12 protein-coding genes are annotated in these 13,599 nt (G+C 75.3%); 5 read left to right on the top strand and 7 right to left on the bottom strand.

Annotation, left to right across the window (positions count from 1 at the left end):
• Window position 1: 1 nt before the first annotated feature.
• From AFE02nite_RS05880 to AFE02nite_RS17700, 3 genes are all read right to left on the bottom strand, one after another.
• On the bottom strand, window positions 2-976 hold the full coding sequence (locus AFE02nite_RS05880; protein ID WP_034247545.1) for a DNA topoisomerase IB: 975 nt from the start codon (window positions 974-976) through the stop codon (window positions 2-4).
• A 66-nt stretch (window positions 977-1,042) separates the two neighbouring features.
• Window positions 1,043-1,966, bottom strand: a complete 924-nt coding sequence (locus AFE02nite_RS05875) for an acyl-CoA thioesterase (RefSeq protein WP_146819196.1) — start codon at window positions 1,964-1,966, stop codon at window positions 1,043-1,045.
• Window positions 1,963-2,427, bottom strand: a complete 465-nt coding sequence (locus AFE02nite_RS17700) for a globin (RefSeq protein WP_407643072.1) — start codon at window positions 2,425-2,427, stop codon at window positions 1,963-1,965. Before AFE02nite_RS17700 ends, AFE02nite_RS05875 begins: the two co-directional genes overlap by 4 nt.
• A gap of 97 nt (window positions 2,428-2,524) precedes the next feature.
• On the opposite strand from AFE02nite_RS17700, the gene AFE02nite_RS05865 reads away from it, so the two are divergent.
• Both AFE02nite_RS05865 and AFE02nite_RS05860 read left to right on the top strand, forming a co-directional pair.
• Window positions 2,525-2,761 (top strand): glucose PTS transporter subunit EIIB, encoded by a 237-nt coding sequence (locus AFE02nite_RS05865; RefSeq protein WP_034247551.1) that lies wholly within the window; start codon window positions 2,525-2,527, stop codon window positions 2,759-2,761.
• A 99-nt stretch (window positions 2,762-2,860) separates the two neighbouring features.
• Complete coding sequence (locus AFE02nite_RS05860) at window positions 2,861-3,358, top strand: PTS sugar transporter subunit IIA (protein ID WP_034247553.1); 498 nt, start codon at window positions 2,861-2,863, stop codon at window positions 3,356-3,358.
• A gap of 42 nt (window positions 3,359-3,400) precedes the next feature.
• Here the strand turns inward: AFE02nite_RS05860 and AFE02nite_RS05855 are convergent, their stop codons facing one another.
• Window positions 3,401-4,375 carry a mechanosensitive ion channel family protein gene (locus tag AFE02nite_RS05855; RefSeq protein ID WP_146819194.1) on the bottom strand — a complete coding sequence of 325 codons (975 nt, stop codon included), beginning with the start codon at window positions 4,373-4,375 and terminating at the stop codon, window positions 3,401-3,403.
• 87 nt (window positions 4,376-4,462) lie between these two features.
• Here AFE02nite_RS05855 and malQ point away from each other — a divergent pair, with 87 nt between their 5' ends.
• On the top strand, window positions 4,463-6,583 hold the full coding sequence (gene malQ, locus AFE02nite_RS05850) for a 4-alpha-glucanotransferase (RefSeq protein WP_034247555.1): 2,121 nt from the start codon (window positions 4,463-4,465) through the stop codon (window positions 6,581-6,583).
• Here the strand turns inward: malQ and AFE02nite_RS05845 are convergent.
• Window positions 6,519-7,454, bottom strand: coding sequence for a DMT family transporter (locus AFE02nite_RS05845; protein ID WP_146819193.1), 936 nt, complete (start codon window positions 7,452-7,454; stop codon window positions 6,519-6,521). The two genes, malQ and AFE02nite_RS05845, sit on opposite strands and share 65 nt — an antisense overlap.
• An 83-nt stretch (window positions 7,455-7,537) precedes the next feature.
• Here AFE02nite_RS05845 and AFE02nite_RS05840 point away from each other — a divergent pair, with 83 nt between their 5' ends.
• Window positions 7,538-8,908, top strand: coding sequence for an aminotransferase-like domain-containing protein (locus AFE02nite_RS05840; RefSeq protein WP_146819192.1), 1,371 nt, complete (start codon window positions 7,538-7,540; stop codon window positions 8,906-8,908).
• A 36-nt stretch (window positions 8,909-8,944) separates the two neighbouring features.
• On the opposite strand, the gene AFE02nite_RS17590 is transcribed toward AFE02nite_RS05840, so the two are convergent.
• Together AFE02nite_RS17590 and pepN are read right to left on the bottom strand one after the other, a co-directional pair.
• Entirely contained in the window at window positions 8,945-9,949 is a 1,005-nt protein-coding gene (locus AFE02nite_RS17590) for a PIG-L family deacetylase (RefSeq protein ID WP_222594325.1), read from the bottom strand.
• A gap of 271 nt (window positions 9,950-10,220) precedes the next feature.
• Entirely contained in the window at window positions 10,221-12,818 is a 2,598-nt protein-coding gene (pepN, locus tag AFE02nite_RS05830) for an aminopeptidase N (RefSeq protein ID WP_146819191.1), read from the bottom strand.
• A 186-nt stretch (window positions 12,819-13,004) separates the two neighbouring features.
• Here pepN and AFE02nite_RS05825 point away from each other — a divergent pair, with 186 nt between their 5' ends.
• Window positions 13,005-13,595 carry a hypothetical protein gene (locus AFE02nite_RS05825; RefSeq protein ID WP_052113660.1) on the top strand — a complete coding sequence of 197 codons (591 nt, stop codon included), beginning with the start codon at window positions 13,005-13,007 and terminating at the stop codon, window positions 13,593-13,595.
• The last annotated feature ends 4 nt before the right edge of the window (window positions 13,596-13,599 follow it).

Here is a 13,599-nt window from a genome sequence, read left to right as displayed (position 1 = left end):
CTCAGGCGAGGAGCTCGATGAGCGCGCGCTCCGCGCCGCCCCGGGTGCGCCGCCGGCCGATGGTCCGGCCCCGCTCCCACAGGTCGATGACGCGCGGGTCGATGTAGGACGCGCGGCACACCGCGGGCGTGTTGCCGAGCTCCTCGGCCACCTCGCGGACGACCTGGGCGACGACGCGGCGGCGCGCCCGCTCGCTGCGCGGCACGGGGTGCTGGGCCAGGCCGGCGGCCGCCAGGGTGGTCGCGTGCCAGGTGCGGAAGTCCTTGGGCCGGGCCTCCGGCCCGAGCCGCGCCTTGACGTCGTCGAGGATGTCGGCGGTGGTCACGTCGTGCCAGCCGCCGTCGCCGTTGCGCCAGGCCAGCAGGTCCGGCTGGTCGTCGTCCCGCTCGAGCAGCTGCCGGACGGCGTCGCGCACGTCGGGGTCGGACACGTGCGCCTCGCGCCACTGGCCGGACTTCGCGGGATAGGCGAACCAGACCCCGTCGTCGGCCAGCCGCACGTGCTCGCGCCGCAGGGTCGCCAGGCCGAACGAGCCGTTCTCCTTCGCGTACGCCTCCCCGCCGGCGCGGAAGTACGCCTCGTCCAGCAGCCGGAAGGCCAGCGCCAGAACCTTCGTGCGGTCGGGCTCGGGCCGGGCCAGGTCCTGCGCGACCCGGCGGCGTGCCGCGGGCAGGCGCCGCGCCAGGCGCACCACGTGGTCGTGCTTGAGGCGGTCGCGGCGCGCGCGCCACTGGGGGTGGTACAGGTACTGGCGCCGTCCGGCGTCGTCGGTCCCCATGGCCTGGATGTGGCCGTTGTCGGCCGGGCAGATCCAGACGTCGCGCCAGGCGGGTGGGATCGCGAGCTCGCGGCAGCGGGCGACCGCCGCCGGGTCGGTGATCCGCGTCCCGTGCTCGTCGAGGTAGACGACGCCGCGGCCCGCCGCCCGCCGCGTCCAGCCCGGGTCCGTGGAGCGGACACGGCGCAGGCGGGGCATGCGCCAAGTCTGCGGCGGTCGCGGTCGGGCCGCGCGTCGGGCGCCGGCGGCGGGTGGGGCGGTCGGTCAGTCGGCGTCGGGAACGCGGAGCATGCCCTCCTGGGCGATGCTCGCGACGAGCGTGCCGTCCTGGCGGTAGACCCGCGCCGAGCCCAGTCCGCGCCCGCCCGAGGCGCTCGGGGCGTACTGGACGTAGAGCAGCCACTCGTCGACGCGGGCAGGCCGGTGGAACCACATGGCGTGGTCGAGGCTCGCGATGGACAGCCCCGGCGTCGCCCAGCTCCGGCCGTGCCGGCGCAGGAGCGGCTCGAGCATCACCTGGTCGCACGCGTAGGCCATGAGTGCGCGGTGCCACACCTCCGACGCCGCGCCCGCGTCCGGCACGACGCCGCGCGCCCGCATCCACACCATCTGCCGCGACGTCGAGGTCGCCGCAGCGTCCAGGTAGATCGACTCCTCGACGTGCCGGATGTCGAACGCCGCCGTCTGGGTCCAGAACGTCGCGACCGGGTGGCTGACGCTGCCGAGCACGTCCAGCGCGCTCGGCACGGACTCCGGCGGCGGGGTGGCCTGGGGCGGGCTGTCCGTGTGCTCGAGCCCGGGCTGCGACTCCTGGAACGAGGCGGTGAGCGTGAGGATCGGCTGGCCGCCCTGCATCGCGTGCACCCGCCGGGCGCTGAACGACCGGCCGTCGCGCAGCCGCTCGACCATGAACGTGATGCCCTTGCCGGCGTCGCCGGCGCGCAGGAAGTACCCGTGGAGCGAGTGGGGGAGCCGGGCGTCGGCGACGGTGCGTGCCGCCGCGAGGAGGGACTGGGCGAGCACCTGGCCGCCGAAGACCCGTCCACCGGGCTGCGGCAGGCTGCGACCGCGGAACAGGTCGGTGTCCAGCTCCTCGACGTCGAGGACGTCCAGCACCGTGCCGAGCGGGTCACCGGCCGGCGTCGGCGGCGTGCTCGTCCCAGCCGTGGTCCGGTCCTGCTCGCTCATGCTCCTCCTCGCCAGCCCGCGGTGGGCGCGTCCCGGTTGACCATGGCATGCGCGGCGCGCTCGAGGTAGTCCCACAGCACCGCGTGGTGCCGCGGGGGGAGATCCAGGGAGTCGACGGCGTCGCGCATGTGCCGCAGCCACCGGTCGCGCGCGTCGCCGTCGATCGCGAACGGTGCGTGCCGCAGGCGCAGCCGCGGGTGGCCGCGCTGCTCGCTGTAGGTGCTCGGCCCGCCCCAGTACTGCTCGAGGAACAGGCGCAGCCGCTCGGCCGCCGGGCCGAGGTCTGCCTCCGGGTACATGGGCCGCAGCACCTCGTCCTGCGCCACGCCCGCGTAGAACCGGGTCACCAGCCGCTGGAACGTCTCAGTGCCGCCGAGGACCTCGTAGGGAGTCGGGGCGGGGGCCGACGGCTCGCCGGACGCGGGTGCCGCAGGCTCGCCGGACGGTGCGGGCTCGGGCACGTGGATCCTTCCGTGGGGGCGACGCCCGCCATTGTCGCTCACGTTAGGCTTCGTCGCAGGCGCCGCCGCCCCCCACGGCGGGCCAGAGGAGGTCGTCGTGGCGACGAAGGCGCAGGACATCCTGGCGGCCCTGGGCGGGCCCGGGAACGTCGTGGAGCTCGAGCCGTGCATCACGCGGCTGCGCGTCGTCGTCACGGACCCGGGCGTCCTCGACGAGGCGGCGCTGCGCGCGAGCGGCGCGTTCGGCGTGGTGCGTTCCGGGCGCGTGATCCAGGTGGTCGTCGGGCCGGAGGCGGACTCCCTGGCCGCCGACATCGACAACCTCCGCGGCTGAGCGACGCGTCCCCGCCGGGGGACGTTCCGGGTGGAGCCGCACACTCTGGACACGGGCGGCTAGGGTTGACGGGACGCGCGGCCGACGTCTGGGGGGACCATGAAGAGTCGTGAGGCACGCCTGACCACCGACATCGTGGCGCCGCTGGCCGGCACCGTCGTGGCGCTGGCCGACGTCCCCGACCCGGTCTTCGCGGACGCCGTCGTGGGGCCGGGCCTGGCGATCGAGCCCGACCCGCCGGACGAGACCCTCGGTGCGGTGCGCGTCGTCGTCGTCGCACCGTGCCCGGGCCGGATGATCTCCGTCTACCCGCACGCCGTCGTGATCTCGATGGACGCGGACCGGGCCGTCCTGGTGCACCTCGGCGTGGACACGGAGGACCTCGCGACCGCGTGCTTCGACGTCGCCGTGGTCGAGGGGCAGGAGGTCGTGGCGGGCCAGCCGCTCCTCGCGTGGTCCCCCGAGTGCGTGCGGCAGGCGGGCCGCTCGGCCATCTGCCCCGTCGTCGCGCTCCAGGCCGAGGACGACGACCTGGTGCCCGTGGTCGAGCCGGGGGACCGCGTCACCGAGGGCCAGCGGCTGCTCGCCTGGCGCTGACGGCGGCGAGGCCCGCCGCGCCCGCGCCGGCGGGCCTCGCGCTCAGCCCTCGCCGCGCTCCACGAAGAGCTGCCGCGGCAGCGCCATCGAGATCCCGGCCTCGGCGAAGCGCTCGCGGATGCGGGCGCGCAGGGCGCGCTGGACCACCCACTGCTTCGCCGGCGCCACCTTGATGATGGTCCGCAGCATGACTGCCTCCGCCCGCAGGTCCTCGAAGCCGGTGACCTCCGGCTCCGCGAGCACGTGCGGGCTGAGCTCGGGGTCCGCCACGATCTCGGTCGCCGCGGCCCGCAGGACCTCCACGGCGCGGTCCACGTCGGCGTCGGGCGGGACCTGCACCTCGACGAGCGCACGCGACCAGCCCTGCGTCATGTTGCCGACGCGCAGCACCTCGCCGTTGCGGACGTACCACAGGGTGCCGGAGAGGTCGCGCACCTGGGTGACCCGCAGCCCGATCGCCTCGACGACGCCGGACGCCTCGCCCAGGTTCACCACGTCACCGACGCCGTACTGGTCCTCGATGAGCATGAACAGACCCGAGAGCCAGTCCTTGACCAGGGTCTGCGCGCCGAAGCCGAGCGCGACGCCGAGGACCCCCGCGGAGGCGAGCACGGGCCCGAGGTCCCAGTCGTTGATGTTGGCGATCGCCGTGACCACGACGATGGCGATGACCAGCGCCGACGTCGACCGCAGGACCGAGCCCATGGTCTCGGCGCGCTGGACCCGACGGGCCACGGCGAGCGGGTCCGAGTCGGAGTCGAGCGCCCCGCGGACCGGGGTCTTGAGCAGGAGCCGCTTCGCCTGGCGGCGCACCTTGGCGCCTCCCGAGACCACCGAGCGGACGGTCCGGGTGATCAGCCACCGCGTGATCGCCAGGAGGACGACCCCGGCGACGACCGCGACCAGGGTCTGCAGCGGTGCGCCGAGCAGCCAGTCGAACCAGTGCTCAGCGGTGCCCTTCAGCTCGTCGACCGTCGGGCCGTCAGGGGTGGGGGAGGGCGTCGCGAACCACGTCACCACGGCAGGCTAGCCGCGACGCACGGGCCTGCGCGTCGTGCGTGCGCCGGGCGTGGCGGATGCACGGCCCTCTGGCAGGATCGGAGGGTGGCCGAGACCCCGCTCCCTGAAGCGTTGCTCGCCCTCGCGGGCCGGTACGGCGTCGTGCCGGACTACTGGGGCTTCGACGGTTCGCACCGGCAGGTGGCCGAGGGCACGCTGGTCGCCGTGCTGGCCGCCCTCGGCGTCGACGCGAGCTCTCCCGAGCGCGTCGAGGTCGCCCTCACGAACGCCGAGGACGAGGTGTGGCGGCGCATGCTCCCGCCGGTCCTGGTGGTGCGCGCGGGCGCGGGCGGCTCGGTCGCGGTGCACGTCGACGACGGCGCCCCGGTGGACGCGTGGGTCGAGCTCGAGGCCGAGTCCGGCGGCGGCCGCCGCGACCTCGCGCACCTCGACGTGTACGTGCCCCCGCGCACCGTGGACGGGCGCCAGGTGGGCCGCGCGACCCTCGAGATCCCGGCCGACCTGCCGCTGGGCTGGCACACGATCGTCGCGGAGAGCGGCGCGACGACGGCGCGGTGCACGCTCGTCGTGACCCCCGCCCGCCTGACGTTGCCCGTCGGGCTCGACGAGCGGCGCGCGATCGGCCTGATGGCCCAGCTGTACTCCGTGCGCTCGGCCCAGTCCTGGGGGCTGGGTGACCTCGCCGACCTGCGGGACCTGGCCTGGTCGGCAGCGCGGCGGGCGTCGGCGGACTTCGTCCTCATCAACCCGCTGCACGCCGCCGAGCCGGCGCCGCCGATGACGCCGTCGCCGTACCTGCCGAGCAGCCGGCGCTTCGTCAACCCGGTGTACCTCCGCGTCGAGGACATCCCCGAGACGGCGTACCTGCCGACGGCCGAGCGGACCCTGGTCGAGTGGCAGGCCGAGGCGGCCCGCCCGCTCAGCGCGGACGCCGGCCCGATCGACCGCGACGCCGTCTGGACCGCGAAGAAGGTCGCGCTCGAGGTCGTCTACGCGGCGCCGCGCTCGGCTGCGCGGCAGGCGCGCTTCGACGCCTTCCGGGCCGAGCAGGGTCAGGGGCTGGAGGACTTCGCCACCTGGTGCGCGCTCACCGAGCACTTCGACGGGGAGCGGTGGCCGCCCGAGTGCCACGACCGCGCGTCGGACGCCGTGCGCGCCCTGCGCACCGAGCTCGCGGACCGGGTCACCTTCCACTGCTGGCTGCAGTGGGTCGCCGACGAGCAGCTCGCCGCCGCCCAGCGCGCTGCCCTCGAGGGCGGGATGCGGCTCGGGATCATGCACGACCTGGCGGTCGGCGTGCACCCCGAGGGCGCCGACGCGTGGGCGATGTCGGACGTCTTCGCGCACGGCGTCGCCGTGGGCGCGCCGCCGGACATGTACAACCAGCAGGGGCAGGACTGGTCGCAGCCACCGTGGCGTCCGGACGCCCTCGCGCGGGTCGCCTACGCGCCGTACCGCGACATGCTCCGCACGGTCCTGCGGCACGCGGGCGCCATCCGCATCGACCACATCATCGGGCTGTTCCGGCTGTGGTGGATCCCGGAGGGCCGTGGCGCGCAGGCCGGCGCGTACGTGCGCTACGACCACGAGGCGCTGATCGGCATCCTGTGCCTGGAGGCGGAGCGGGCCGGCGCGGTCGTCATCGGGGAGGACCTCGGCACGTTCGAGCCCTGGGTGCGCGACTACCTCGTCGACCGGGGGATCCTCGGCACGTCCGTGCTGTGGTTCGAGCGCGAGGGCGACGACTTCCGTCCGCCCGAGCACTACCGGCGCCTGGCCCTGGCCACCGTGACCACCCACGACCTGCCGCCGACGGCCGGCTACCTGGCCGGCGAGCACGTCGAGCTGCGCGAGCGGCTCGGGCTGCTGACCGAGCCCGTCGAGAAGGTGCGCGCGGACGCCTGGGCGGAGCGGCGCCAGCTGCTCGACCTGCTCGGGCGGCGCGGGCTGGTCGGCGCAGACCCGTCGGAGCGCCAGGTCGTGGAGGCCATGCACCGGCTGCTGCTCGCCTCGCCCGCGGTGCTCGTCGGCGTCTCGTTGCCGGACGCCGTCGGCGAGCGGCGCGCGCAGAACCAGCCCGGGACCGACACCGAGTACCCGAACTGGAAGGTGCCGCTCGCGGACTCCGCGCAGCGCCTGGTCACGCTGGACGAGCTGTTCGACCATCCGCGGTTGCGCTCGCTGGTGGCGGCGCTGCGTCGCTGACCCGCGCGTCGGCCCGGACGGCGACGAGCACCCCGACGGCGGCCAGGGCGGCCCCGAGCGCGGTGGCGGGCCGCAGGGACCCCGTCCCGACGACGGCGGCCGTGAGCGTGGCCGCGACGGGTGCCGCGGCCATGGTGGTGCCCGCGCGGTCGGCGCCGAGCCGGGCGACGCCCCGGTACCAGAGCACGAACGCGAGCGCCGTCATGACCAGGCCCTGGTAGGCGAGCGTCGTGGCCTCGCTGCCGGTGGGCGGGCGCAGGTGCTCGCCCACCGCGGCCGAGGCGCCCGCGAGCATGAGTGCCGCGAGGGCGCAGTTCCACGCCGAGACGCGCGCGGGGCCGACGTCGCGCAGCACGGGTGCGACCGCGAGCGTGAAGGCCACCTCGCACGCCAGCACGCCGACGGCGAGGAGGAGGCCGGTGGCGGTGCTGGCCCCGCCGCCGTGCACGACCACCACCCCGGCGCTCGCCGCGGTCGCCCCGAGGACCACGCGCGGGCGGGGCCGCGGCCACCGGCCGGCGCCGCGCGGGGCGCCGAGCACCGCGAGCACGACCGGGGACGCACCGACGACGGCGCCGATCACCGCGGGCTCGGCCTGCCGGCTGGCTGCGACGAGCAGCACGTTGAAGCCCGCGCTGCCGGTCGCGGCCGCGAGTGCGATCCGCCCGAGCTCGGAGCGCGCCAGGGGGCGGTGCGGGCCGCCCGGTTCGAGCCGGGGGAGCGCCAGGCCGAGGACGACGGCCGCCACGAGGTAGCGACCGGCCTGGCCGGCCAGCACGGGGAACTCCGCGATGAACGGCGTGACGGCGATGCTCGCCCCGACGCAGACGGCGGCGAGCAGGCAGGACAGGACGGCGGGACGGTGGGGCACGGCCCGACGCTAGGGACACCACTGGACCAGCGTTCAGGGTCAGTTCGTGTGCCCTCTGGTGGACCAGTGCGGTTGACTGGCTCATGCGCATCGACGTGGACGCCGTCCTGCTGCACCTGGGCTCCGGCGCGACGGGCGTCCCGGCGCGTGGGCGCACCGCGTGGCTCCGGGCGCGGCTGCGGGCCGCCGTCGTCACGGGCGCCCTGCCCGTCGGCACGGTGCTCCCGGGCACCCGCGCGCTGGCGGCGGGCCTCGGGCTCGCGCGCGGCACCGTCGGGGAGGCCGTGCAGCAGCTCGTGGACGAGGGGTACCTCACCGCGCGGCCGCGGTCCGGCGTCGTGGTCTCGTGGCAGCCCCCCGGGACCGCGCCGACGCCCCGTCGCGCCGGTCCTCGGGTACCGAGCCCCGGGCAGCCCGACACCGCGCTGTACCCCCGGGCGCAGTGGTCACGGCTCGTCCGCGACGTGCTGGTCCACCTTCCCGCCCGCGACCTCGGCTACCCCGCCCCGGCCGGTCACCCGGCCCTGCGTGAGGCGCTGGCCGACCACCTCCGCCGGACCCGCGGCGCGGACGTGGGTGCCGACGACGTCGTCGTCGTGGCCGGCGTCGCGCAGGTCGGCGCGCTCCTCGTCGCGGCCGGGCTGCGCCGGTGGGCGGTCGAACGGCCCGGCTCGCCGGGCCAGGGTGCCCAGCTGCGCTCGCTCGGCGCACAGGTCGTCGAGGTACCGGTGGACGAGCGCGGGCTCGTCGCCGGGGCGCTCGACGGGCACACCGGCCTGGACGCCGTCGTCGTGACGGCCGCGCACCAGTACCCGACCGGCTGCGTCCTCGCGCCCGAGCGCCGTCAGGACCTCGTGCGCCGCGCCCGCGCCGCCGGCTTCGTGCTCCTCGAGGACGACTACGACGCCGAGCTCCGGTACGACCGCGAGCCCGTCGGGGTGATGCACGCCCTGGGGCCCGACGTCGTCGTGCTCGCGGGCTCGGTCTCCAAGCCGCTGGCACCCGCGCTGCGGCTCGGCTGGATGGTGCCGCCCGCCGACCTGCGCGAGGCGGTCGTCGCGGCGAAGCACACGGCCGACCTGGGGTCGCCGGTGGTGGACCAGCTGGCGCTGGCCGGCATGCTGACGTCAGGCGCCTACCTGCGCCACGTGCGCCGGGTCCGGGGCGTGTACCGGGCGCGGCGGGACATGCTCCTCGCCGCCCTCGCACGCCACGCCCCGGACGTCGTGGTGACCGGCGTCTCCGCCGGCCTGCACGTGTACCTGGCGCAGCTCGGACCGGACGTCGCCGCGCGCGGACGGTCCGCGCTCGCGGCGCTCGGCGTCCCCGCCGAGGTCGTCCCCGGCGGGCCGGTGCACCTGCCCGGGGACGGGCTCGTGGTCGGGTTCGCGAGCCTGCGCGACGCGGCCCGTGCGGACGCGGTGGCCCAGGCGCTCGCGGCCGCGCGCGACTAGCGACCGCGCGCGGCTAGCGACGGCGCGCCGGACCGGTCACTCGCCGTCGCGCCGGCCGACCGCCTTGTCGACGACGAGGTCGAGCGCCTCGGCCACGACGACGTACTGGCGACCGTTGCGGATCGCCGTCACCAGGGACTCCACGCACTGCAGGTGCGCACAGAGCTTCGGGTCGTGCTCCGCGTACGCCATGATCGCGTCCGCCTTGAGGCCGAGCTCACGCCCGTTGACGTTGGCGGGCTGCGTCCAGCTGGGGTAGCCGGCGTAGGCGAGCAGGCGGTGGGCGCTCGTGGCCTGCGCGGCGGCCGCACGGACGTACCGGGCCGCCGCGGTGTGGTCGGCGTTGTCCCCGGTGCGGAAGTCGAGCGTCCAGTCCTGCGCGCGCAGCGTGTCCGTGTGGAAGTCGTCGATGAGCGCGGTCAGCGTGCGGCGCAGGTCCCCCGAGGTGTAGCTCGCGGAGCCGTCGACGGCGTCGATCGTCTCGATCTCGCCCGTCCACAGGCGCAGGAGGCTCTGGCGGCCGTGGATCGCGTTGCCCGTGCCGCGGCGGTTGCCGTCGGGCAGGTGCATGAAGACCAGCGAGATCCCCGGTGCGTCGTCGAGCGTGGCGAGCTGCAGGTCCCGGCCCTCGATCTCCAGGGTGCCGAGGGTCCACTCGTCCTCGGCGCCGGCCATCGTCGCGTAGGCGGCGCGGATGCCGTCCTCGCGCAGGCGCCAGTACGAGGCGTCCCGGTTGGCGTCGCCCGTCGTGAGGAAGACGGTGCGCACGCAGGCGCCCCGCTCGACCTCGTTGATGATGTCGGGGTTCATGAACAGCAGGTCGTCGTCGGGGTGCGCGACCATCTGCAGGGCGTGCGTGGTGCACGTCGCCGGGGAGGTGGTCACGGGCACGGCGTCGGCGCGCATCGCCGGCAGGACCAGCGTGAACGCCGTGACCCCCACGCAGACGCCGACGACGACGAGCAGCGTCACCGCCAGGGGGATCACCACCAGGCGTACGCCTCGGCGTCCGCGCGGCACGCGTCCGGTTGTTGCTGTCATCGAGTCCCTCCACCGCCCCTCGGGCGACGGACGCCGGGGGAGACGTCCGTTCGCTTCGACGCGACCCGGGCATGCTGACGCCCAGGTCTGGGGAGGGACCGGTACGAACACTAGCGGGAACGGGAGCGCTCCCGTGGGACCCCGGGCCCACCCGCGCCGGGTTCACCCGAATGGCCGAGTGCGCGAGCGCGACCGCGGCTCGGCTGGGCCGGGCCCCGGTCGTCCGGGGCGGTCGCTGCGCGGGTCCTCGTCCGGGCCCGCGGGCCGGGCGTCAGGCCCGGTCGCGCTCCTGCGCCGCGAGGGCTCGCCGGACGCCGTCGCGCTCCTCCACCACGAGGCGGCGCAGCGCCGGCGTGCGGTCGCCGAGGGCCTCGAGCCACGCGTCGGTGCGCGCCAGCAGGTCGGGACCGGTGCCCGCGAGCAGCGTCGGGTACAGACCGACGACGATGTTCTGCGCCATCTCGTTCGTGCGCGCGCCCCAGACCGTCTCGAGGGCGGCGAAGTACGGCTCGACGAAGGGCTCGAGCAGGGCCGCGTCGTGGACGCGCCCGAAGCCGGCGATCGTGGAGGTCTGGAGGGCGTTGGTGAGCGCGTCGTCGTCGACGACCGCGCCCCAGGCGGCAGCCTTGGCCTCCGGCGTCGGGACGGCGGCGCGTGCGGCGGCGGCGTGCCGCTCACCCGACGCCGTCGCGTCCCGCGCGAGCTCGGCGTCGATCTCGGCCCGCCCGGCCCGCCCGCCCGCGACGAGCGCGACCAGCAGGTCCCACCGCAGGTCGGTGTCGACGGCGAGGCCGGGTAGCGGTGCCGAGCCGTCGAGCAGCCCGGCGACCGCGTCGAGCTCGGCCTGGGCCGTCGAGCGGGCGGCGGCCACCCGTGCGAGCTGGAGCTGGGCGTCACTGCCGGGCTCGGCGGCGCGCGCGAGCTCCCACAGCCGGCCGGCCGCCCACGCCGAGGTCTCGGCGCGGTGCTCGGGCGCGACGTACAGGTCGAGCGTCGTGACCAGCTGGCGCAGCAGCGTCTGCACGACCGAGGAGTCGGTCTCGTGCGCGATGTTGCCGAGCACGAGGCGCGCGAAGTCCCGGGCGCCCCACTCGCCGTCGCGCGTCATGTCCCAGGCCGCGCCCCACACCAGCGACCGGGGGAGGGAGTCGGTGAACGCGTGCAGGTGCTCCGTCGCCGCCGCGAGCGAGGCCTCGTCGAGGCGGATCTTCGCGTAGGCCAGGTCGTCGTCGTTGACCAGGATCAGCGCGGGGCGCGGACGCCCGACGAGCGCCGGCACCGGCGTCACCTCGCCGTCGACGTCGAGCTCGACGTGGGCCACGCGCTCCAGCCGGGTGCGATTGTCCTCGCCGCGGACGACGTCGTACCCGCCGACCGCCAGGCGGTGCGGACGCTGCACCGGGTGCTCGGCGGGGACCTCCTGGCGGATCTCGAACGCCGTGACGACGCCCGCCGCGTCCGTCTCGACGTGCGGGCGCAGCAGCGTGACGCCGGCCTTCTCGAGCCAGAGGGCCGACCAGGCCCGCAGGTCCCGCCCGCTCGTGGTCTCGAGCTCCATCAGCAGGTCGACCAGCTGGGTGTTGCCCCAGGCGTGCCGCGCGAAGTACGCCCGCACCCCTGCGAAGAACGCGTCCTTGCCCACCCACGACACGAGCTGCTTGAGCACCGAGGCGCCCTTGGCGTACGTGATGCCGTCGAAGTTGACCTCGACGTCCTCCAGGTCGCGGATGTCGGCGACGATCGGGTGCGTCGAGGGCAGCTGGTCCTGGCGGTAGGCCCACGACTTCTCCATCGCGGAGAACGTCGTCCAGGCGGCGCGCCAGCGCGTGGCCTCGGCGGTGGCCAGGGTGGAGACGTACTCCGCGAACGACTCGTTGAGCCACAGGTCGTCCCACCAGCGCATCGTCACGAGGTCGCCGAACCACATGTGGGCGAGCTCGTGCAGGATCGTCACCGCCCGGCGCTCGACCATCGCGTCGGCGACCTTGGACCGGAAGACGTAGTTCTCCAGGAACGTGACTGCCCCGGCGTTCTCCATGGCGCCGGCGTTGAACTCCGGCACGAAGATCTGGTCGTACTTGGTGAACGGGTACGGCAGGCCGAAGAGCTCCTCGTAGAACGCGAATCCGGCGCGCGTGATCTCGACGATGTTGTGCGCGTCCAGGTGCTCCGCGAGCGAGGCGCGGCACAGCACGGCGAGCGGGACCGTGCGGCCGTCGCTGCTCGTGAGCGTGTCGCTCTCGCGGTGGTAGGGCCCGGCGACGATCGCCGTGACGTAGCTGGACAGGCGCGGCGTGGCGTCAAAGGTCCACGTCGCCGCGCCGGCGTCGGTGCCGCCGTTGCGGTTGGTGCCACCCGGGATCGGGACGGGCTCGGGCGTCGGGGAGTTGGAGATCACCGTCCAGTGCGCCGGTGCCGTGACCGTGAAGCGGAACTCGGCCTTCAGGTCCGGCTGCTCGAACACCGCGTACACGCGCCGGCTGTCGGCCACCTCGAACTGGCTGTACAGGTACACCTCGCCGTCGACCGGGTCGACGAACCGGTGGAGCCCCTCGCCCGTCGTCATGTACGCGCAGTCCGCGACGACCCGCAGCTCGTTCTCGGCGGCGAGGTCGACCAGCGCGATCCGCGAGTCCGCGACCACGTCCGCCACGTCGAGCGCACGCCCGTTGAGCTCGACCGCGTGCACCGTGGGCGCGATGAGGTCGATGAACGTCTTGGCGCCCGGGGTCGCGGTGAACCGCACGAGCGTCGTCGAGGCGAACGTCTCCGGACCCGTCGTCAGGTCGAGCGTGACGTCGTAGGACTTGACCTGGACGGCGGCGGCGCGGTCGGCGGCCTCGGCGCGCGTGAGGTTCTCTGCAGGCACGATGGTGCTCCTCGGGCGATGGATGTTCCGGGCGATCCTGCCACGCGTGCCTACTGCCCGGTAGCAATGCCCGCACGGCGGTCTGCGGGCGGCGGTCCCGTTCACCCGTCCGGGTGGCGTGACACGGCCTCGCATCACCCGTTCGGCCGTGTCATGCTGCCCTTGGTCATCATTCGGGAGGGGTGGATGTCGGGCACTGGGGCGCCTGAGCGCCGTGGCGGGCCGAGCCTGTCCCCGACCGGGCAGCGGACCTTCCTGGTCGTCGACGCGATCCTCGTCGTGACCTTCGCCGTCCTGCTCGTCCTGCACCTGGTCAACAGCGCGGCCGCCCCGTCGACGCCGGCGGCCGCCGCGACGCCGACGCCGACGTCGAGCGCGGCCCCCGAGACGACCCCCGAGGCGACGGCGCCGAGCGCGCCGGCCGACAACGCGGCCCTGGCGGAGTTCGTGCTCCCCAGCGGCAACATCTGGTGCTCGATGACGCAGACGTCGGCGACGTGCGTCATCGGCCAGTTCTCCTTCGCGCCGCCGACGCCCCCGCCCGGGTGCACGGGGACGGTCGGCCCCGTCTTCACCGTGACGGCAGCCGACGGCGCCGCGCAGCCCTGCGTCCCGGAGGTGCCCCCGCGCCCGGACGACGCGCCCGTCCTCGAGTACGGGCAGGCCTCGACCATCGGGGAGATGACCTGCTACAGCTCGCGCAACGGCGCGACGTGCCGGCACAACCCGACGGGCGAGGGCTTCTCCGTGGCGCGCGCCGGCTACACGACCCTCTGAGCGG

It is taken from the genome of Actinotalea fermentans (assembly GCF_007991475.1).
Lineage (GTDB): Bacteria > Actinomycetota > Actinomycetes > Actinomycetales > Cellulomonadaceae > Actinotalea > Actinotalea fermentans.
Note: the sequence above shows the minus strand (reverse complement) of the source record. Positions and strands in the feature narration are given on the sequence as shown.